General features: G+C 65.8%; 20 protein-coding genes. 9 read left to right on the forward strand and 11 right to left on the reverse strand.

What is annotated here, in order from left to right; translation table 11 throughout:
- Window positions 1-56 precede the first annotated feature (56 nt).
- The 3 genes from ilvN (at window position 57) to HYG95_RS14125 (ending at window position 3,127) form a co-directional block, all read left to right on the forward strand.
- Window positions 57-560, forward strand: a complete 504-nt coding sequence (gene ilvN, locus HYG95_RS14115; RefSeq protein ID WP_019048314.1) for an acetolactate synthase small subunit — start codon at window positions 57-59, stop codon at window positions 558-560.
- A 72-nt stretch (window positions 561-632) separates the two neighbouring features.
- Window positions 633-1,634, forward strand: coding sequence for a ketol-acid reductoisomerase (gene ilvC, locus HYG95_RS14120; protein WP_174550273.1), 1,002 nt, complete (start codon window positions 633-635; stop codon window positions 1,632-1,634).
- Window positions 1,635-1,768: 134 nt separating this feature from the next.
- Window positions 1,769-3,127 carry a DUF2252 domain-containing protein gene (locus HYG95_RS14125; protein WP_181698413.1) on the forward strand — a complete coding sequence of 453 codons (1,359 nt, stop codon included), beginning with the start codon at window positions 1,769-1,771 and terminating at the stop codon, window positions 3,125-3,127.
- On the opposite strand, the gene HYG95_RS14130 is transcribed toward HYG95_RS14125, so the two are convergent.
- Window positions 3,092-3,766 (reverse strand): hypothetical protein, encoded by a 675-nt coding sequence (locus HYG95_RS14130; protein ID WP_181698414.1) that lies wholly within the window; start codon window positions 3,764-3,766, stop codon window positions 3,092-3,094. The genes HYG95_RS14125 and HYG95_RS14130 overlap by 36 nt on opposite strands.
- Before the next feature lie 95 nt (window positions 3,767-3,861).
- Here HYG95_RS14130 and HYG95_RS14135 point away from each other — a divergent pair, with 95 nt between their 5' ends.
- Genes HYG95_RS14135 through HYG95_RS14145 form a run of 3 tightly spaced genes read left to right on the forward strand, consistent with a single transcriptional unit; the run spans window position 3,862 to window position 6,863 of the window.
- Complete coding sequence (locus HYG95_RS14135; RefSeq protein WP_181698415.1) at window positions 3,862-4,578, forward strand: TetR/AcrR family transcriptional regulator; 717 nt, start codon at window positions 3,862-3,864, stop codon at window positions 4,576-4,578.
- Between the two features lie 51 nt (window positions 4,579-4,629).
- The gene (locus tag HYG95_RS14140) at window positions 4,630-5,508 is read left to right on the forward strand and encodes a MoxR family ATPase (RefSeq protein WP_181698416.1); all 879 of its coding nucleotides are present in this window, start codon (window positions 4,630-4,632) and stop codon (window positions 5,506-5,508) included.
- Window positions 5,505-6,863, forward strand: a complete 1,359-nt coding sequence (locus HYG95_RS14145; RefSeq protein WP_181698417.1) for a VWA domain-containing protein — start codon at window positions 5,505-5,507, stop codon at window positions 6,861-6,863. The genes HYG95_RS14140 and HYG95_RS14145 overlap by 4 nt, the downstream gene beginning before the upstream one ends.
- Here HYG95_RS14145 and HYG95_RS14150 read toward each other — a convergent pair whose 3' ends face one another.
- The 3 genes from HYG95_RS14150 to HYG95_RS14160 all read right to left on the reverse strand — a co-directional run bounded on the left by HYG95_RS14150 (window position 6,864) and on the right by HYG95_RS14160 (window position 8,537).
- The gene (locus HYG95_RS14150; RefSeq protein WP_181698418.1) at window positions 6,864-7,493 is read right to left on the reverse strand and encodes a hypothetical protein; all 630 of its coding nucleotides are present in this window, start codon (window positions 7,491-7,493) and stop codon (window positions 6,864-6,866) included. It lies immediately after the preceding gene.
- A gap of 115 nt (window positions 7,494-7,608) precedes the next feature.
- Window positions 7,609-8,049 carry a nitroreductase family deazaflavin-dependent oxidoreductase gene (locus HYG95_RS14155; RefSeq protein WP_181698419.1) on the reverse strand — a complete coding sequence of 147 codons (441 nt, stop codon included), beginning with the start codon at window positions 8,047-8,049 and terminating at the stop codon, window positions 7,609-7,611.
- Window positions 8,050-8,081: 32 nt separating this feature from the next.
- Window positions 8,082-8,537 carry a carboxymuconolactone decarboxylase family protein gene (locus HYG95_RS14160; protein WP_181698420.1) on the reverse strand — a complete coding sequence of 152 codons (456 nt, stop codon included), beginning with the start codon at window positions 8,535-8,537 and terminating at the stop codon, window positions 8,082-8,084.
- 176 nt (window positions 8,538-8,713) lie between these two features.
- Between HYG95_RS14160 and HYG95_RS14165 the strand changes: the two genes are divergently transcribed.
- Window positions 8,714-11,185: a tetratricopeptide repeat protein gene (locus HYG95_RS14165; protein WP_370465794.1), complete on the forward strand. Its 2,472-nt coding sequence runs from the start codon at window positions 8,714-8,716 to the stop codon at window positions 11,183-11,185.
- Here HYG95_RS14165 and HYG95_RS14170 read toward each other — a convergent pair.
- Complete coding sequence (locus HYG95_RS14170; protein WP_181698422.1) at window positions 11,169-11,693, reverse strand: DinB family protein; 525 nt, start codon at window positions 11,691-11,693, stop codon at window positions 11,169-11,171. The genes HYG95_RS14165 and HYG95_RS14170 overlap by 17 nt on opposite strands.
- A 61-nt stretch (window positions 11,694-11,754) precedes the next feature.
- On the opposite strand from HYG95_RS14170, the gene HYG95_RS14175 reads away from it, so the two are divergent.
- Entirely contained in the window at window positions 11,755-12,735 is a 981-nt protein-coding gene (locus HYG95_RS14175) for a YafY family protein (RefSeq protein WP_181698423.1), read from the forward strand.
- 34 nt (window positions 12,736-12,769) lie between these two features.
- Here the strand turns inward: HYG95_RS14175 and HYG95_RS14180 are convergent, their stop codons facing one another.
- The 6 genes from HYG95_RS14180 to HYG95_RS14205 all read right to left on the reverse strand — a co-directional run bounded on the left by HYG95_RS14180 (window position 12,770) and on the right by HYG95_RS14205 (window position 19,213).
- Window positions 12,770-13,009 (reverse strand): hypothetical protein, encoded by a 240-nt coding sequence (locus HYG95_RS14180; RefSeq protein WP_181698424.1) that lies wholly within the window; start codon window positions 13,007-13,009, stop codon window positions 12,770-12,772.
- A 98-nt stretch (window positions 13,010-13,107) separates the two neighbouring features.
- Window positions 13,108-13,782, reverse strand: a complete 675-nt coding sequence (locus HYG95_RS14185) for a hypothetical protein (protein WP_181698425.1) — start codon at window positions 13,780-13,782, stop codon at window positions 13,108-13,110.
- A 71-nt stretch (window positions 13,783-13,853) separates the two neighbouring features.
- Entirely contained in the window at window positions 13,854-15,125 is a 1,272-nt protein-coding gene (locus HYG95_RS14190; RefSeq protein ID WP_255495332.1) for a hypothetical protein, read from the reverse strand.
- Entirely contained in the window at window positions 15,122-15,337 is a 216-nt protein-coding gene (locus HYG95_RS14195; RefSeq protein ID WP_181698426.1) for a hypothetical protein, read from the reverse strand. Before HYG95_RS14195 ends, HYG95_RS14190 begins: the two co-directional genes overlap by 4 nt.
- Window positions 15,338-16,331: 994 nt before the next feature.
- On the reverse strand, window positions 16,332-17,360 hold the full coding sequence (locus HYG95_RS14200) for a DNA cytosine methyltransferase (protein ID WP_220139431.1): 1,029 nt from the start codon (window positions 17,358-17,360) through the stop codon (window positions 16,332-16,334).
- Window positions 17,360-19,213 carry an ATP-binding protein gene (locus HYG95_RS14205; RefSeq protein ID WP_181698427.1) on the reverse strand — a complete coding sequence of 618 codons (1,854 nt, stop codon included), beginning with the start codon at window positions 19,211-19,213 and terminating at the stop codon, window positions 17,360-17,362. Before HYG95_RS14205 ends, HYG95_RS14200 begins: the two co-directional genes overlap by 1 nt.
- A 488-nt stretch (window positions 19,214-19,701) precedes the next feature.
- Between HYG95_RS14205 and HYG95_RS14210 the strand changes: the two genes are divergently transcribed.
- A complete protein-coding gene (locus HYG95_RS14210) occupies window positions 19,702-20,691 on the forward strand; it encodes a DNA cytosine methyltransferase (protein ID WP_370465795.1) in 990 nt (329 codons plus the stop codon).
- The last annotated feature ends 32 nt before the right edge of the window (window positions 20,692-20,723 follow it).

The following is a 20,723-nucleotide window of genomic DNA, read 5'->3' on the forward strand; positions in this document are numbered from 1 at the left end:
ATGGGCACAGCCACGATGGTGATCGTGCCGACGCCGAGCGACAGCGAGGTGGCGGCATGAGCACCACCCACACGCTGAGCGTTCTCGTCGAGGACAAGCCGGGCGTGCTGGCGCGTGTCGCGAGCCTGTTCTCGCGCCGTGGCTTCAACATCGAGTCTCTTGCCGTCGGCGGCACCGAGATTCCCGAGATCTCGCGCATGACGATCGTCGTCACCGTCGACGATCTGCCGCTCGAGCAGGTCACCAAGCAGCTCAACAAGCTGATCAACGTCATCAAGATCGTGGAGCAGGACGCCGACGCGTCGGTGGCCCGCGAGCTGATCCTGGTGAAGGTGCGGGCCGACGCCTCGGTGCGCACGCAGGTGATCGAGGCCGTGCAGTTGTTCCGCGCCAAGGTGATCGACGTGTCGCCCGACGCGCTCACCATCGAGGCGACCGGCACTCGTTCCAAGCTCGACGCGCTGCTGCGCATGGTCGAGCCGTACGGGATCCGCGAGATCGTGCAGTCCGGTGTCGTGGCCGTCGGCCGCGGTCCCAAGTCCATCACCGCCACCCGCTGAGCCGACCTCAGCGACCTCCGCGATAACTTTTCTTAACCATCATCAGAAGGGACCAATCAAGTGGCAGTCGAGATGTTCTACGACGACGACGCTGACCTGTCGATCATCCAGGGCCGCAAGGTCGCCGTGATCGGCTACGGCAGCCAGGGTCACGCGCACTCGCTGAGCCTGCGCGACTCGGGTGTCGACGTGCGCGTCGGCCTGGCCGAGGGTTCGAAGTCGCGCCCGAAGGCCGAAGAGGCCGGGCTCACCGTCGGCACCCCCGCCGAGGTTTCCGCGTGGGCCGACGTGATCATGGTCCTGGCGCCCGACACCGCCCAGGCGTCGATCTTCACCAACGACATCGAGCCCAACCTGAAGGACGGCGACGCGCTGTTCTTCGGCCACGGCCTCAACATCCACTTCGGTCTGATCAAGCCCCCGGCCGACGTCACCGTCGCCATGGTCGCCCCGAAGGGCCCCGGCCACCTGGTGCGTCGTCAGTTCGCCGACGGCAAGGGCGTTCCGGCCCTGATCGCCGTCGACCAGGACCCGAAGGGCGAGGGCCAGGCCCTGGCGCTGTCCTACGCCAAGGGCATCGGCGGCACCCGCGCCGGCGTCATCAAGACCACCTTCAAGGAAGAGACCGAGACCGACCTCTTCGGTGAGCAGGCCGTGCTCTGCGGTGGCACCGAGGAACTGGTCAAGACCGGTTTCGAGGTCATGGTCGAGGCGGGCTACGCCCCCGAGATGGCCTACTTCGAGGTGCTGCACGAGCTGAAGCTGATCGTCGACCTCATGTACGAGGGCGGCATCGCCCGCATGAACTACTCGGTCTCCGACACCGCCGAGTTCGGTGGCTACCTGTCGGGCCCGCGTGTCATCGACGCAGGCACCAAGGAGCGCATGAAGGCGATCCTGTCCGACATCCAGGACGGCACCTTCGTCAAGCGCCTGGTCGCCAACGTCGAGAACGGCAACACCGAGCTCGAGGGCCTGCGCAAGGCCAACGCCGAGCACCCCATCGAGGTCACCGGCGCCAAGCTGCGCGGCCTGATGAGCTGGGTCGACCGCCCCATCACCGAAACCGCGTAAGTCGTTTCGTGAAGGGCCCGTCCGCCGAAATGCGGACGGGCCCTTTCGGTTTGCATGAGGTTTGCGGGGTCGAGGATCGAGGTATCGGAGCACTGGTCCTTGCCGTCGCGGGCAGGTAGCGGCAGACTTGCCCGATGACAACCGTCGAGGAATTCGATCGTGATGCGGTGGAGTTGGGGCGTGCGGCGCGAAAGATGGTTTCGCGGTCGGGGTTGGGGGAGTGGGGTGCGGGGCCGGGGCGGGAGGATCCGGTGACGATTCTGGAGCGGCAGGGGGAGTCGCGGGTGGCGGAGTTGCTGCCGATCCGGTATGCGCGAATGGCCATCTCGCAGTTCACTTTTCTGCGTGGGGCGCCCGCGATCATGGCCGCCGACCTGGCGAGCGGTCCGGATACCGGGCTGACCGTGCAGCTCTGTGGTGACGCGCACCTGTCCAATTTCGGGTTGTACGCCTCGCCGGAACGCAATCTCGTCTTCGACGTGAACGACTTCGACGAAACCCTGCCCGGTCCGTTCGAATGGGATGTCAAACGCTTGGCTGCCAGCGTCGCCGTCGCCGCCCGCGACAACGAGTGCCCGGATCATCAGGCCGGGCGGGCCGCAGAGGCCGCCGCGCGCGGGTACCGGGAGGCGATCGCCGCGATGGCCGAGCTCGATTCGCTGTCCATCTGGTACGAACGCGTCGACGCGGACGAGGTCACCGCGACGATCCCGAAGGAGAAGCGCCGCAAGATCGCAGAGAAGACGATCAAATCAGCCCGCACCCGCACCAGCCTCGACGCGCTGGAGAAGCTCACCGAACCCGATTCCGACGGCCGCCCTCGGATCAAGAATCAGCCGCCGCTGCTCGTCCCCATCGAGACACTCACCGAGAAGGACGTCAAGGAGGTCCTCAACGACTACCGCCGCAGCCTGCCCGACGAACGCCGCATCCTGCTCGATCGCCACACCGTGGTCGACATGGCGATGAAGGTGGTCGGCGTCGGCAGCGTCGGTACCCGGTGTTTCATCGTGCTCTTCATGGACAAGGAATCGGGCGCCCCGCTGTTCCTGCAGGTCAAGCAGGCGGAGAAGTCGGTGCTCGCCGCGCATACGAAGCCGAGCAAGTATCAGCACCAGGGCCATCGGGTAGTGGTGGGGCAGCGGCTGATGCAGGCCGCCAGCGACATCTTCCTCGGTTGGGCGACCGGTCCGGCGGGCAACTACTTCTACTGGCGTCAGCTCAAGGACATGAAGGGCTCGGTCGACATCGGCGCCCTCACCCACCACGAGCTCGCCGGGTACGCCGCCCTGTGCGGTGGCGTGCTCGCCCGCGCTCACGCCCGCTCCGGTGACCCCCTCGCCATCAACGCCTATCTCGGCGACAGCGACAAGTTCGACAAGGCGATGAGCGAATTCGCCCTCGCCTACGCCGACCAGACCGCCGCCGACCGCGATTCCCTACTCGCCGCGATCGATTCAGGCCGGGTACCGGCCGCCGCCGACCCGTACTGACTGTCCAGGTCGATCGGCGTCCGTCGACCGCAGCAGTGCGATGCCGATCGCGAGGAACCACAGCGTGATGAGACCACCGACGGTCGCGGTGGTGCCCCACCCGTTGGCCGCGTAGAACTCGGCCGGTGTGTTCCCGAAGTACAACGACGGAACGAAGGCGAAATTCACCGCCGCGAGCGCCCCGCTGACGACGCGACACCAGCGGGGGAGCAACCGCGCGGCCGCGATCGCGAACGCCACCAGGAACAACCCCTCGAGCAGTCGCGAGATGGACCCGTAGAGCACGTAGGTTCCACTGACGGTGATCGTGGGGTCGATCGGGTCGGGAGCCGCGATGACCGCACCTATCTCGAGTCCGGTCGAGACGAGAGCGATTACGAGCCATGCTGTTCCGGCCGCGGCGGCCAGTGATCCGAACCATTCCCGTTCCGGATCGCGCTGCTTGACCAGGTACGCGAATCCGCTCATGAACACCAGGAACAGGGTCGCGCCGATCAGGCCGAGCAGGCACCTGGTGAGCACATTGGCGTCCGGGGGCGCCCCTGAGTAGACGAAATACAGCGGAAGCACGCCCACGGTACATCCCGCGCCGGCGACTGCGGCGGCGCCGGTGATGCGCTGAATTGTCCTGATACCCATAGCTATCCGACCTCACTGCCAGGTCGTATGCCCCGGCCACCACGTTAGTATAAGCCTTAAACTATAAGGCCTATGTTAAATTGGCGGTTGCCCAGATGAATGAGGAGACGGTGACCGGCAAGCCACGACCACGCGTCGGCCGTCCAGCCGAATTGGACGCGCCGCGCATCGTCGCGACCGCCATCGCCCTCGCCGACGAGGCGGGTTTGGGTGCTGCATCGCTGACGAAAGTCGCTGCCGCGCTGGACGTCACCCCGATGTCGCTCTACCGCCACATCGGTTCCAAAGGCGGCCTCACCGACCTGATGGTCGATACCGCGTTCGGCCCGCCGCCGACTATTGCCGGTGACTGGCGTCCGGCCCTGCGAGAGTGGGCAAACGGCCAGCGCGCCGTCTTCGCCCGCCACCCCTGGATCACTCGGATCCCCGTCACCGGACCGCCGCGCGGGAGCAACGCGTTGGCCTGGATGAACGCCGGGCTCGCCGCGCTGCGCGACACCGGCCTGGACTGGCGCGCGAAGATCGGGGCGATCACCGTCGTCGGTGGATATGTGCGCCAGGCGTTCGTCACCGACCGGAGCATCGCCGAACGGCGTGGCGCCGACCAGCGCAGCGAGGCACAGGACCTCGACGCCTATCAGCGCGATGTGTCGGCCGTCGACCTGTCCGGTCTGCCCGAGATTGCGGCTCTCTTCACCGCCCAGGCCTTCGCCGATATCCCGCCGGACGACGAATCGGCGAACGACGATTTCACCTTCGGTCTGGAGCTGATCCTCGACGGGATCGCCGCCGCCATCGCCAGGTCGGCGTGACTCCGGGCCGCTGCCGCAGCCGTCGGAAACCCCTCGATATACTCATTACTGATGAGTAACTTCTTTCCCTCGGTGGACCAGGTGACCGACCGGCTGGCAGCGGCCGGCTATCTGCCGTCCCTCGACATCGCGACGGCGGTCTTCCTCGCCGATCACCTCGGCAAGCCCCTGCTGATCGAGGGCCCCGCCGGTGTCGGCAAGACCGAGCTGGCCAAGGCCGTCGCCGCCGCGGCGGGCGCGGATCTGCTGCGGCTGCAGTGCTACGAGGGCATCGACGAGGCCCGCGCGCTGTACGAGTGGAATCACGCCAAGCAGCTGTTGCGCATCACCGCCACCTCGGGTGAGGGGTGGGACAGTACGCGCGATCATGTGTTCTCCGAGGAGTTCCTGCTTGCCCGGCCGCTCCTGGCGGCCATCCGCAATCCGGACCCCACCGTCCTGCTCATCGACGAACTCGACAAGGCCGATGTGGAGCTGGAGGGTCTGCTGCTCGAGGTGCTCGGTGATTTCCAGATCTCGATTCCCGAACTGGGCACGGTCAAGGCCGTGCGCCGCCCGTTCGTCGTGCTGACGTCGAACGCCAACCGCGACCTGTCCGAAGCCCTGAAACGGCGCTGCCTGTATCTGCACATCGATTACCCGACCCCGGAGCTGGAGCGTTCGATCGTCCGCTTGAAGGTGCCGGAACTGGACGAGACGTTGGCCGAGCCCGTGGTTCGTGCAGTGGCCGCGCTGCGTCAGCTGCCGTTGCGCAAAGCGCCGTCGATCGCCGAAACAGTGGATTGGGCAAAGACATTGGTGGCGTTGCGCACCCGAGAGATCACCTCGTCGGTGGTGCGCTCGACGCTCGGTGTGCTGCTTAAATATCAGTCCGACCATCGCCTCGCCGTCGACCGTCTGGCTCTGGACGGGGAGAGTCCGCGCCCATGACCGCGCCCACCGATCGCCTGGTGGATTTCGTCGGTCTGCTGCGTGAGCACGGCATCTTCGCCGGTCCGAGCGAGACCGTCGACGCCGCCTCGGCGATCGTCGCCCTCGGCATGGACGACACCGCGCGCCTGCGGTCGGGCCTGGCCGCCTGCCTGCTGCGCCGCAACGGTCAGCGTTCGGTCTTCGACCAGCTCTTCGACCTGTATTTCCTCGGTACCGAACTCCCCGCGCCGCGTCCGAGCGACGACCAGGATTCCTTGCGCGACCGCCTGATCGCCACCCTCGTCCAGGGCGCCGACACGGCGGAACTGGCCAGGGAAGCCCTCGACACCTTCGGCGCCTACGGCGGGGCGGGGGAGAGCGCGGGCCGGGTGACGCAGGCGTCGGGTGCGGGTTGGTCGTCGTATCTGACGATGAAATCTCTACGCCCCGAGGAGATCTCCGAACAAGTAGCTCAGACAATGGGTGGCACAGGGCAATTCGATACGGCCGTGCACACCATCGAAGCGCGACGCCGTGTCGACCAGTTCCGGACGGCGGTGCAGAATGAGGCCCGCCTGCGCTCGGCCGAGCTGCGCGGCACCGACTACATCGCCCGCCGTGGTGTCGAGAACTCCGCGGACCGAACGGATTTCCTCGGTGCCCGCGAACAGGACCTCGCCGAGATGCGCAGGCTCGTGCACCCGCTGGCTCGCAAACTCGCCACCCGGTTGGCGGTGCGCCGCAAGAAGGCGGTGCGTGGTCAGATCGATCTGCGCCGCACCCTGCGCCGTTCGATGGCGACCGGTGGCGTGCCCGTCGACCCGGTGCTGCGCGCCCGCCGCCACGGTCGCCCCGATCTCGTTGTGCTGGCGGATGTTTCGGGCTCGGTGACCGGGTTCTCCGAGTTCACTCTGCAATTGGTTCAGGCGTTGCAGGACCAGTTCAGCAAGGTCCGCAGTTTCGGTTTCGTCGACACCTGTGCCGAGATCACCCATTTCTTCACCCCCGGCGAGCCCCCGCCGTCCGGTTTCGCGCAGAACATCGTGCGCGAGGGTGGGGTGGCCCGGTTCGGGTCGAGCAACTACGGCGAGGCCTTCCAGGGTTTCGTCGACCACTATCTCGACGCCCTCGGCCCGCGGACATGCGTTTTGATCCTCGGTGATGCCCGCACCAACCGCACCGACCCGAATCTGGCTGCGCTGGAAGCGATGTCGGAGCGCGCCAAGGCCGTGTACTGGCTGAATCCGGAGCCGTCGAGTTCGTGGTCGACGGGCGATTCGGCCGCCGACACCTACACCGACATCGTCACCATGCACGAGTGCCGCAATGTCCGTCAGCTCACCGAGGTGATCTCCCGATTGCTGCCCGCCTGATCAGCGGTACTTCGTGGTGCCCGCCGGGCCGCGGGAATTGCTGACGAGCTTGGCGAAACATTCGTCGGCCGAGATGGCCATCGCATCGCACCAGGCGTTGGCCGAGTCGGGTTCGGCGAAGGTGGCACCGGCCAGGGTGACCCACCAACCCCGCAGATCGAAGGTGTTCCACTCGTCGCTCCAGATCAGGCGAGTCCCGGGGTACTGCTGACGCAGCCGCTGATGCTGGGCGAGAATTTCGGTGTTCGTCCAGGTGACAACCCGTCCGTCGACATCGGGCGCGACAAGTCCGGTGCGTTTGGCCGAGATCTGTGGCACCCATCGTTCGCTCAGGTTCACGCTCACGAACGGCCGGTCGCTGTCGGCGCGGGCGCGCAAGGTGGCGAACGCCGCGGCTTGCGGGTCGACGGCGGCTTCCGGGGGTGCGTTGGTTGCGGCGATCGTCTGCGCGCTCGGGGGCGGGACGGTTGCTGCCTCGGTGTTCTTGTCGCGTTGCGTGACGACGAAGATGCCCGCCGCGATCACACCGACCGCCAGCGCGGCCACGACCACGAGCGCGCCGAGGATCCACGGCCACGGCGACGGGCGGGGCGGATACGGTCCGCCCGGTGGATATCCTGGATAGCCCACGATCGCCTCCGGCCTCGTGTCACCGGTGCGTCCGTCTCGGGCACCCGGCCCCGGCCCCTCGATCAGTCTAGAACCGGTCGACGGGCCGTCGGGGTTTCGTTGCGCAACCGCATCCTCACGCGGTGAGCCGGACGACCGCGTACTCCCGGCCCGCCTTGTCCTGGTACTTGCCGTAGCGCGGCGCAGCGGTGGTGATCGCCGCCCAGGCGCTCGCCCGCTCGCCACCGGTGAGCACACGCGGTGTGACCGGAATCGGCTGGTCACCGGGCAGTTCGATGGTCGCGTGCTCGGGGTGGGCCATCAGGTTGCGGAACCAGTCGGGGTCGCCGTTCTTGCTGCCGGAGGCCACGAGCAGCCACCCGCCCTCGCCGTCGGCGAACCAGGAGATCGGGGTCTGGCGCGGCTCGCCGCTGCGGCGGCCGACGGTGTGCAGGATGAGCACGTCCATGCCCATGAAGGTGCCGTTGCCGCCACGGATCTTGCGGTTCATACGGGCGTTCATCTTGTGCTGCATCCAACGGGAGAATCCGCTGTGGGTCTGCTGCTTGGTGCTCATCGCAGTGGTCCTTTCGGGTGGTGTGAGGGGGCTCAGCCCCAGGCTCCGGCGATCTGGCGGGTGGTGGCGTTGAGCCGGTTGAACATGTTGGTGATGCCGATCATCAGCACGATGGCGGCGAGCTGGCGCTCGTCGAAGTAGCTGGCGGCGTGGTCCCAGACCTCGTCGGTGACGGCGTCGGGGCGGTCGGCCATCCGGGTGGCGGCCTCGGCCAGTTCCAGTGCGGCGCGTTCCTCGTCGCTGAAGTAGGGCGTTTCCCGCCAGGCGACGACGGTGGCGAGGCGCTCCTCGCTGACACCGGCTTTGCGTGCGGTCTTGGTGCCCGCGTCGACGCAGGAGCTGCAGCCGTTGATCTGGCTGACCCGCAGGTGCACCAGCTCCAGGATCTCGCCCTCCACGCCACCGCTGTTGATCGCGCCGAAGATCTCCTGGATCGGGCCCATCGCGCCGGTCAGGATCATCGCGGGGTTCTGCATACGGGACTGCATGATGTTCTCCTCGGTTTCGCTTGCTTTCCGCTGTTCGCGGTGTGCCTCCATAACAGCCCGCCGCGTGCTTCGAAACGAGGTCTGTGGGACACTCTGGGACAGTGGAAAACGGCTCTGACCTTCGGATTTCCGGCGGGAAAATTGTCGTTTCATACCGGGACACGGAGTGCGGAACAGTGGTGGTGCAACAGCGGGCATACCCGCAGGACGAGCTGGCCGCGCGGCTGCGCATGCTCCAGGAGCTGTCCGGGCGCGGGGTGCGGGCGCTGGCGCGCGACACGGGACTGAGTTCGTCGTCGCTGTCGCGCTATCTCAACGGGCAGACCGTGCCGCCGTGGCCTGCCGTGCTGGAACTGTGCCGCTTGGTGAAGCGCGACCCGCGCCCGCTGCGCCCGCTGTGGGAGCGCGCCAACAACCCGCTGCCCGCGCCGCCCAAGACGAGCCGCCAGGTGGCCCCGCCCAACCTGCCCGCCGAAGCCGTCCCCCCACGCAACGACCTGCCCCGCGACGTCCCCGACTTCACCGGTCGCGAAGAAGCTCTGGCCGAGGTGCTCGCCGCCGTCCGAACGAATCGGGTGGTGGCCATCGACGGCATGGCCGGTGTCGGCAAATCGTCGCTGGCCGTACACGCCGCACACCAGCTGACCGCCGAATACCCCGATGCCCAGCTGTATCTCGACCTGCACGGCTTCACCGACGGCCGTCAGCCCCTCGACCCCGACGCCGCCGTGCGCGCCCTGCTCTCGGCGCTGCGCGTCCCGTCGGAAAAGGTGCCGCAGGACGGCGGAGTCGAACTGCGCGCGGCGTGCTGGCGTTCGGAACTGGCCGGATTGCGGGCGGTGATCGTGCTCGACAACGCCGTCGACGCCGCCCAGGTGCGCCAATTGCTGCCCGGCGCAGGCGAATCGGTCGCCATCATCACCAGCCGCAACCGCCTGCTCGAACTCGACGAGGTGCCGCCGGTGACCCTCGACGTGCTCACACCCGAGGAGAGCGCCGAGCTGCTCGCCCGCGCCAGCGGCGATTCGCGGGGCCCCGACGGCAGGCTGGCCAGGGAACCCGAGCAGGCGGCGGAAGTGTTGCGGCTGTGCGGCAATCTGCCCCTGGCCCTGCGGCTCGCGGCAGCCAGATTGCGGCATCGGCCCGGCTGGTCGGTGGGCATCCTGGTCGAGCGAATGGCCGAAGGCGCAACGGAATTCGACACCGCGTTCGGCATGTCGGTGCGTCAGCTCGATCGCGACCAGCGTCGCCTGTTCCGGTTGCTCGGCCTGGTGCCCGGCTCCACCTTCACCGACTACGTCGCCGCGGCGGTGGCCGATGTGCCGTTGCGCGCCGCGCGCGACATGCTCGAGGACCTGCTCGACGCCCACCTCGTGGAGCAACCCGCCGAGGGTCGCTACCGGCTGCACGACCTGGTGCGCAGGCACGCCCGTCAGGCAAGCGCCGAACACGACACCGACGCCGACCGCGAACGGGCACTGCGCCGCATCCTCGACTACTACGTGCACACCGCGGCCGCCGCCGACGCCGCCATGCCGTTCCTGTCACCGACCCGTCCCGTGTCGGCCGGTCCCGCCCCGAAAGCGTTGCCGCACTTCCCGAATCGCGACGTCGCCTTCTTCTGGTTCGTCAGCGAGTACACCAATCTGATGGCGGTGTTCTACGCCGCCGTGGAGATCGGCGCCAACGAGCACGTCTGCGAACTGCCACGCTTCCTGCGCACCTTCTTCGCACGGCGCTGCGGCACCACCCACCTCAATGCCTTGTTCGAGCAATCCCTCAGCGCAGCACAGCGACTCGGCGATCCGCGCCAGTTGGCCGAAGCCCACAGCGATCTGGGATTCGCCCGCTACAACGCCGGCCGCATGGCCGAGGCGGCCGCCGCCTATGCCGCCGCCGCCCCACTGGTCGCCGAGGCGGGCGACCCACTGCCCCGCGCCGAACTCACCATGCGCTGCGCCCAATTGCGCTGGGACGAAGGCGATGTCACCGAACCGCTCGAACTGTTCCGCCAGGCCCACGACCTGTACACGCGCAGCGGCTGTCCGATGAGCGCCGCCGACGCGCTCGCGGGCGAGGCCTGGGCGATGCTGCAGCTCGGCAAACGCGACGAGGCGGCCGAGCTGGCCAGACGCGCGCTCGACATCTCCGCCGACGACCCGGACCAGCCGCCGTCGCTGCAGGCCAAGATCGCCCTCGGCGTCTCGATCGCCCCCGACGAACCCGACGCGGCCCTGCGGCATCTGGACAGCGCGCTGGCCGCCGCCCGCGCCGACGGTCACAAACACAACGAGGCGTGGTGCCTGAACTGTCGCGGTGTCGCCCTGCGGGAAATGGGCCGCTACGACGAGGCCCTCGACAGCCACCGCGAGGCCTTCGCCCTGCTCGACGACTTGTTCGAGCCGCACTGGAAGATCCACTTCCTCAACGGTTACGCCGAAACATGCCGACTGGCAGGGCTTTCCGACGAGGCACTACGCCTATACAACGAAACCCTCGACCTCGCACCACGACTCGGGTACCGGTTCGAGCAGGCCCGAGCGAACCAGGGCATCGCCGATGTCCTCGACCACACCGATCCGGCTGCCGCGCAAGAGCATCGCGCGGCAGCCGAGGAGTTGCTGAGCGAACTCAGCCCATCGACTTAGCCCCGTCGAGGGCCTCCCGGATGATGTCGGCGTGGCCGGAGTGCTGCGCGGTCTCGGTCATGATGTGCATGAACGTGCGTCGCGCGCTCCACCGCCCACCGGGTTCGAACCAGGGCGCCTCGGGCAGCGGCTGGGTCGCGTTCAGGTCGGGCAGCGTGCGCACCAGTTCATCGGTGCGGGCCGCGACCTGGTCGTATTCGGCGAGCAGTCCCGCGAGCGTCTCGCCCGGCAGCATGCGGAAGGCATTGCTCCATTCCGCGAGCTGCTCCTCGGTCATCGAGTCGAAACTCGGGCCCGCCGCGGGGCCATCGACGATGAACTTCGCCCAGTTCGCTTCCACCGCGGCCACGTGTTTGATGAGCCCACCCAGGCACAGTTCGCTCACGGTGGTGCGCAGCGCGGCCTGTTCGTCGTTGAGGTCGCGCGTGGTGTTGCGCAGGAAGTAGCGGTGCTTGGCCAGCATCTCGAGGAGGTCGGCGCGTTCGGTGTCGAGCACTGTTTCGGTCATGAATCCCAAGGTAGAAGGTATTGCGGTCAGTTTCTGTCCGCAATGGACGGATACTGGAAATATGGCTGATACCAGTGCACGCACCCTGCGGTTGCTGTCGTTGCTGCAGACCCACCGCTACTGGCCGGGCACCGAACTCGCGGCGCGGCTGAAGGTGTCACCGCGCACCCTGCGCCGCGATATCGACCGCCTGCGCGACCTGGGCTACCCCGTGGACGCTCGCCCCGGCATCGAGGGCGGTTACCAGCTCGCCGCGGGCGCGGCCATGCCCCCGCTGGTGCTCGACGACGACGAGGCCGTCGCGATCACCGTCTGTCTACAGGCCGGTTCCGAAGGCGCGGGTGACGGCCTTGCCGAACCGTCCGTGCGTGCTCTCGGCAAACTCGGCACCGTCCTGCCCGCCCGGCTGCGCCGCCGCGTCGACGCCCTGCGCGCCATGACCGTTTCCGCCGGCTGGCACGCCGTCCCGCTCTCCGACGTCGACCCCTCGGTCCTCACCGACCTGGCCCTCACCTGCCGTCGGGAGGAGCGCCTCACCTTCACCTACACCGCCGCCGACGGCCGGACGAGCACCCGCGAAGTGGAACCCCACCGCCTGGTCTCCCTCGGCCGCCGCTGGTACCTCGTCGCCTACGACCTCACCCGCCACGATTGGCGATCCTTCCGCGTGGACCGCCTCACCGACTCCCACGCCACCGGCATCCACTTCCGCTCTCGCGAGCTGCCCGCTCCCGATGCGGCCACTTTCGTTCGCAACGGAATAGGCGGTGCGCGAACGGGTTACACGGTGGTCGCCGAGATAGAAGCGCCTCCCGAGCACGTCCGCTCACGGGTGGGCCGCTGGTGCACCATCACACCTCTGCCGGGCAACCGCACCCGCGTCGAGCAGACCGTCGACTCCCTCGACTGGCCCACCTACCTCCTCGGCCGGGTGGAAGCCGAGTTCACCGTCATCGGACCGCCGGAACTCATTGCCGTCGTGAGCGATTGGGGATCCCGGTTCGTCCGCGCGACAGATCCGGACCGGGCCGGGACGGCATGAGGATCGCGGGTCTTGTCCCACGGATCCCGGTGGGTCAGTCCACGCTGCCGAAGGCTCCGTGCGGCAGCAGGTGGTGCAGCAGCTTTCGCAGCGGGTGGTGGCCGAGGTGCAGGCCGTTGTCGTGATGACCGTTCCGATCGACGAATTCGATGGACTGCGAGGGTGTCTCGGGCGCAGCCGAAGCCTGGGCGGTCACGCCGGCCAGGGGAGCGGCGACGAGGGCACCGATCACGGCGACCCGGATCGCGGTGCGGTGCGGAGAACGGGCGAACATGGGCAGATCCTCTCGGGTGAAAGCCTTCGGACCCACTCTCGCCTAGTTCGTCGCCGTTGTCGCGCGATGTTCAGTGGGGTGGACCCGGAATGCGCTCGTTATCGGTATCCGTCCTGCGGCCGCGGGGCCTGCGGGTGTCCCTGTGCCCACTGTGCCTGTGGTGGCGCGTATCCGGGCGCCTGCGGCATGCCGGGGTGCTGATACGGCATCCGGGGCGCGGCTGGTGCCCAAGTCGGCCGCTGATTCCCTCGTCCGCACCACTTTCGCGTCGACGGCAGGAGAGCGAGCAGGAACGTCACCGCGGGGAACACGAGCAGCAGGATCGGCAGGAACCACGGCAGATCGACGTGCGGTCCGAGCAGCGAGTTCACGGCCGACTGCCCGAACACCACCTCACGGAAGATACGGCTGCCCATATCGAAGTGCCCGAACTGTGCGACGGAGGTGATCACCCCGGCCATATAGGCGCCGATGACCCCCGCGCAGCCCAACGCCACCATCGTCGGCGCGGACTTCCCGCGCCGGAACAGCATGATCGCACCGATCAACAGCAGCACCGCCGCCACGACGTCGACCACCAACAGCACTGCCGAGACGATGGAAACCCACGCGGGCGCGTACCCCCACGCGAACAGCGGGTAGTCCGACGTCACCATCCGCACCATCGCGGCGATCATCCCGACGACTCCGAGGAGCCCGCCGACCAGTGCCGATATCCCGGCGACGATCGCCGTCCCGCCGCTGGGCGGTCGTTGGACTGGCGCGGGATACATCAGGGTCCTCCTCGAGTCGGCTGCCACCACTCTGACTCATACCCGTCGCGCTGTCGCGCCACGCATCGCGCTCACCCCCGATGCCGCTGCGTCCGCCGCCGTTCGAAGAACAACTGATCCACTTCCACCGGTTCCACCATCGCCGTGATCTCCGCGAGCCTGGTGTCGTACCGATGCTCGGTGATGCACCGGTGCAGCCGGGCGCGCCGCTCCGGTCCCAGCCCGCCCCACACCTTCCCGAAACGATTCTGCGCCTCGGGCCCCGACGCGGCGACGAGATCGAGTAGCGCGGGCCAGCACCCGGTTTCGGTCGCCCGAGCGGGCAGCTCCGCGACCGCTGTATCCGACAGTGCTGCCAGCGTATTGCCGACCTCGTTCCTGGCCCGCTCGTCCATGCGCGAAGCCAAGGTGAACAGCCCACGCCAACTCTCGACATCGTCGCGGTGTTCCAACATCGACACCACTCGCGCGCCGACGCCCGGCTCGTCGAACACCCGGTTCCCAACCAGCGACCACAACCCGAGCGGTGTCAGATGCCCTACCAGCGTGAGGAATTCGGGGACGGCACCCACTGTCAGCGCGTTCCGTACCAGCTTGGTGACGTCGGCAGGCTGGGCATTGCCGAACAGCACGTCGCCCACACGGCGCACCACGTCGTCCTCGCAACGCGAAAACACCGACAGCGCCGCATGTTGCAACCCTGGCGGCCCGTTGAGCACCGTCTGCAGCATGCGCGGGATCCGGTGATGCGGCCCGTCGAGTAGCTGGCGCACAACAGCACTCAACACTTCGGCATCGAACGAGTACGCCGCCGAGTAGATCAGCCCCGCATCGTCACCCACCCCGGCCTCGACCGCCGCGATCAATTCCGTTGTTGCACAGGACAGGAACGGCCCCGCCGTCACATAGTCGCGCCGCCGCAACAACTCGTTGACGATCCGCACCACCGGCCGCGCGGGCGCCTGATCGGCCAGCTGCGCGATGGCCCGAGGATCCAGATACGGGGCACAATCCGCCGCGTAGCTCGTGTCCAGCATCGCCAAGGTCTCCACAGCCTTCTGCGGATGCTCGACCCCCACAGCCCCCGCCGCCCGCCCGGTCATCATCGGTGGAACCAGCTTCTGCACCAACGGAATCGAAATCGTCAGCGGAATATACGGCACCAGCGCACTGATCCGCCGAAACGTCGTCGCGTGCTGATCGAACAACACCGCCGACACCTGCGCCTGCAACTCGTGCAACCGCGCCGCCCCCAGATACCGCAGATGATGCACCCGCTGCGGATGCACATGCAACGTCCGCGCCAGCAGAATCAACTGCGCCCGCGTAGTCAGATCCGTCATCGCCCACCGAACATGATCTTCTTGGCCACCCGCCGCAACGGCCGAGGCAACGCCCCCACCAACGAGTCGATCGACCTGTCCATAGTCGCCGCCTCGAACGCCCCCGCCGCGCTGACCAGCTCGAACAAATCCCTGGCCTCGCGCACTGGCAACCGCTGCAGCGCAGGCAACCCAGCCGACCCACCCTCATCATCCCCACGACGGATGGTCATACGAGCTCCCCAATACACAGTCCTACCAGTTCGAGGATGCGCCTTAACCTCGGTGTCGGACAGCGTTTGCGCGAATAGCTGTGTGCAGCACTGAAAATGCGTGCCCAAATACATGTAACCCACGCTTACGGGCGAGCACCGCTGGGAGCGAAGGGAGCGGAGGGAGCGAAGGCGTACCCCCGTACCGCGAGATACGGATGCGCCCATGACGCGAGTTCCGCCGGTCGGTCGGTCGCCTCGGTCGCTCGGTATGCACGCCCCATCCGGGAATTATTCGGCGGGGCCGGGACTGGGATTCTGGACAGGATCAGGAACGCCCAGGGAAGCCCTGGTATCCATGCCACCACAACAGTGGAGCCGTCCGAGTCCGCCTTTACCGGCCGATCCTGTGTCATCGGAATAGTCGCGGCGGCCCCTCTGACGGGCGACGACTACGCGAGTAAGGCGCATCACCCGTTCGCTCGCTACGGGCGCACAGCGGCAAGGGGGAGATTGGCGGAGACGCCAGAATCATCGGTAGGCTCCTGCTACGGCGGTGAGTCTGCTGAACCCAGATTCTCGCCCAGGGCCTCGGCGGTGTTGGTAGCACCTCCGGGGCCTGACTTGTGTGAGCGACGCTACCATAGCGGTCGGCTATCCGAGAAACGTCGTCAGATCCGCCGACCATCGATCCCGGTCCGACACAGCACTTTTCCACCCTTTGGGCGGAGGCCAGGGGACACCCCACCGCGCCAATACCGCCTTCGTGTACCCACCACTCGCCGTCTGCTTCGCAGTCAACTCCGCCGGCGACACGTACCGCGTCGGCACCCAATCGTTCACGGGTCACAGTATGCCCAGTCGTACTGTCTTTGTGGGTCGTCGGCCGCTGCTGTTTGGTCCAGTTGCAGTTACTGCGGCAGCGTCGGGCGTCGATGGATGCCGGACCGGATCGCAGCACAAAGCCAGCCGTATTCCGTGCTCTCCCCGGGGTGTCGTATGTACTGTTGTCGAATCAGCCCACACCGGCAACGAGCGCGTCACCTATCCGTTGCGCCATCAGCGGTGGTACAGCATTTCCCACCTGCCGGGCTTTTGAGGTCATCGTGCCGGAGAATCGGAATTCGCGAGGGAAAGTCTGAAGCAGAGCGGCTTCCCTCACGCTGATTGCTCGGTGCTGCTCAGGATGTCCGAACCTGCCGTTAGAGTACGAAATGCAACGGGTAGTCAGGCCAGAGGCCGGGCGATTCCACCACATCCGGCCATAGGTGTCGGTATGGCCGCCGTGATTGGTGTGACATTCCAGTACCAGGTCCTTGGTCCAGTTTCGGCGATCACCGCCCTCTGGAGTGGCGCGGATGCGCTTTCTGTTGAGCTCCGACAGACGCATAGTCGCGTGGTCGGGATCATCGGGATGGACCTGGCCGTCTTCGATCGCGGGCAGGCCGTAGATGAACTCGCCTACCGTTGCTGCTGGTACGCCATTGGTGACATGTGTGGCTTCAGGTAAGACTGGTTCGCCGACGCGAGAGGCGACGATAACCAGCCGCTTCCGTTCCTGTGGTACGCCGTACTCTAGTGCGCGAAGTACCTTAACTTTGTAGGCATACTTCTCGGCGGCGAGGGCGGCGAGAAAATCCTCGAGAGGGCCACCTTTTTTGGGATTCTGCAATCCGGGGACATTCTCGATTACTACTAGTTCGGGTCGCAGTTCTGTGACAAACCGGCTAAATTCATAGAGCAGATTCCGTCGTGGATCCTGGGCTGTTGTCGTCTTATTCTGGCGCGAAAACGGCTGGCAAGGAGCGCATCCAGCGAAAAGTGTTGGCGAGTTCGGCATGAGCGCGCGCACCTGGTCGATCTCTACGGTGCGAATGTCGGCCTCGATGAATGCCGCTCCAGGAAAATTCGTCCGGAAGGTCGCCGCGGAGTCTGCGTCGAAGTCGATCCCGGCGACGATGTTCATTCCAGCGTCCTTGAAGCCCTGGCTGGTACCGCCGCACCCGGAGAAGAAGTCGATGACCGACAGCTCCTTCGGATCCATTACAAACTCCTGACGAAATCGTCGATGGTGGACGTGATGGTGGCCAGTATCGCACAGTCGTCTGGAACCTGCTGCAGCGCTTGGAGTTGGAACGTATAGATGCGCTCACCCGCAGTTTCCCCGGTCTGTGCATGGGTGTACCTGCACCAGGCATCTTTGGCGTTGTCTTGTTCGGGAAGGTCGGTTTCGTCCTCGGGGCCACGTATGCGGTAATCCCACAGGATCCTTTCAGGTGTCCAGCCGGGGAGAAATCGCACGAACTTGCGCCGCCACTCGAGAACCTCCTTGACGGCAACCTCCCGATGCCCGGCGCTCCCGACATCGGACCTGCTGAAGCTAAGGTGAGGGCCGTCCTTGCCTGGGAAGGTTTTTCGTAGCTCGGCCTCTAGCTCGTTCGGCGGAATCTCGTCCACCGGCCGCGGCGCCTCCCGTGTCTGGTCGCCGTCCAGCAGCAATAGAATGTTTGTGCGCTTCTCCTGCGACCACATTGGCGCGTAGTAGCTCCACAGTGTGTCTGCACCACCGGGGAGGTAGCTCACATGGACGGTTGTTTCGCAAGGGTGCTTGGCCAGGGCGCGCTCGACCAAGTCCTTCGCGAGCCGGTCCTCGACTACGACTGTTGGGTGCTCGTACTCGGCGCCAATCGCGTCGAACGCGAACTGTGGTGGGGAGTCCTGTATGGGCAAGTCGACCTGCCCGTTATCAGCTCTGAAGGTGAGTACCTTCACCGCGGCCGCGGGAAGCGAACGAATCATCTCCGGTGAGTGCGTGGTGAATACGATTTGGTGCTTGTGACGCTTGGCTGAGTCGGCAAGGAACTGGCTGAGCTCTCGTTGCGCGCGCGGATGAAGTGATACTTCCGGTTCATCGAGGAGCACCAGCGACTTCGGCTTCGCTCGGCTGATTTGATACACGAGCAAAACAGCGGCGAATTCGCCGCTACCGGCGAAGGCTTCGGAGTATTGGAGCCCTGGCGTCTCGAGCAGTACCGTCCACCCGCTGACTTTTGTGCCGAAATAGCGGTGTCGCAATAAGCGGATTCGTTTGTACTCGCGGCCTAGTATTCGCTCGACCCAGCCGCGCTCCTCATCGGTCATCTCATGGATTGGTGTTACGATACGCTCATTTACGTGCCATTTGTCGGTGACTAGCGTCTCAGAAATGGCCTTGTACAGTGCTGCTGTCCGAGATCTAATGCGCTTCTTGCGGGCTTTGACCAGGTTGAGTTCTTCGTGCTGGCTACCAATTTCGAAAGTAACCTCCGAGTGGTTCATCGCCCAGTCAAAAGCCGACAACTGCGATCGGAAGTCGAGATAGAGTACGTCCTTGGATATCGCCGACCATCGCGTTTGAGACGCATCGCCTGGCTTTTTTGGTAGTTCTGCAGGGAATTTTTCCATACAGTCCGGTTCGCTTGTGAGCGGGCGACTCGGCTCGAACAGATCTGGATCGGGCACCGGCCCATCTTTGGTCGCGCGCCGTCGGCCGATTCGGGTCTTGATCACCTCGACGACGCCCTCGGTCGTTGGTGAGCGCCGCCCGTAGATGAAGCGGTGGCGCTCCGACTGAGGGATCTGATCGACCGCGGTACCGAACCAGTAGTTCCCCGGGTCATTGCCACGAGGGCAGCCCTGCAACGCCCGCAGGATCGCGGACTTATTGGCACCGTTCGGTCCCGTGATGGCGGTGACTGGATGGTTGAACTCGATGCGCAGGTTCGTCGACAGGTTCCTGAACAACGGAAACCGGATGTGGGTCAAGGCGGGCTCGAAGGCGTCCTTCCTCCACATCTGCGCCAACGTGTCGTGCACGGTCGAATGCATCACGCCCCCTGGATCCATCAAGCTGGCCATCTCAGCAGTGGATGGCGATCATGAAGGTACACCTGGCAGCCGAATGCCGGTGCAAACTGGCTTGAAAGTGCCTCCGAGCGACGGCATTCGGCGTTCCGACCCTCTGTCTGACCGAGACGCGCTGCGCCTTCGCCGGTTCGAACTTCCACCGAGGGACGGGTGTCTGCTTCGAGGGTGTCGTCAAACCGCGGTGAGAGCGAAGGAGGCCGCCAGGCGCACACGGTCCGCCGATCGGTCATTCACTTTGATTATCGTGTTTGGCAAACCCGTCGCGAACTGCTCGGCCTGGGATGGGCTTGGGTCACGTCATAGGCGTTGGGCGTGATGGAGGAGGGGTGGTGTCCGCGCCAAGTGACGAGTGTTGCTCGCTTCTGTGCGCGATCAATAGGGCTGCGGTGCAACGGTATTCGTGTAGGATTCGTTCCGTGTGGTCGGAGTGAACGCTCGCGGGTTTCCGTGTGGACGACCATTCGTGGAGGGGTAGCAAGGTGTCGGAAACCAACAGGATGCGATCGATCGAACTGTGCGCGGGCGCAGGTGGGTCTGCTCTGGGACTGGAGCAGGCAGGGTTCGACCCGCTCATCCTGGTCGAGAATCGTGATATCGCGTGCGAGACGTTGAGGATGAACCGACCGAAGTGGGATGTCCGAGAGATGGACCTGCTGAGGTTCGATCCAGACGCTGCACTCCGGGGTGATATCGATTTGCTATCGGCCGGTTTGCCGCGAGTCAAGTCGGCTGCAACCGCTTCTCGCGAGCGCAGCAACTCGATCGAGTTCGAGCTCTTGGAGAAGACGGTCCAACTAGTCGTTGACCTTCGACCTCGAGCTGTGCTCATTGAGAACGTTGCTGTCCTCGCGCACGGGGATGATTACCTTCCGATCAGGAACAGTATTGACCAGAGTCTGAAAGAGGCTGGCTACGAGCCTGGTTGGCTCGCTGTGAATGCCAAGAATTTCGGTGTCGCGCAGGACCGCGCGTCCGGAATTCTTGTCGCATTCCGAGATGGCGGCATTCCGGAATTCAAAACGGAGCTACGACCCGTCGAGCAATCGCCACATTTGACAGTGGGTTCTGCGCTCAGGCAGTCGATGGGTAGCCGCGGTTGGCCCCACGCGAACGCGTGGGCCGCCTATGCCGACCAGGTTGCTCCGACGATCGTGGGCGGGTCATATGACCGGGGTGGTGCCGACCTCGGGCCAACCGGTTCGAAGAAGAAGTGGGCACAGCAGTTCGCGGTCAACGGATCGTCGGTGGGGGACGAGTACCCTGGACCGGACTTTGCTTGGGATCCGTATTGCCACGCAAAAGACATGGTGAAGCTCACGTTGGATCAGATCGCCATCCTCCAGGGCTTCCCCTCCAACTGGATGTTCGCCGGCCGGAAGACGAAGCAGTACAGGCAGCTAGGGAATGCGACCCCTCCGCCCGTGGCGAGAGCTCTGGGTGTGGCCATTCGAGCAACCCTGGACAGCTGATCGCGGTGTCCCTACGCTCATCCGCCGGCTAA

Source organism: Nocardia sp. GTS18 (genome assembly GCF_013839555.1).
Classification (GTDB): domain Bacteria; phylum Actinomycetota; class Actinomycetes; order Mycobacteriales; family Mycobacteriaceae; genus Nocardia; species Nocardia rosealba.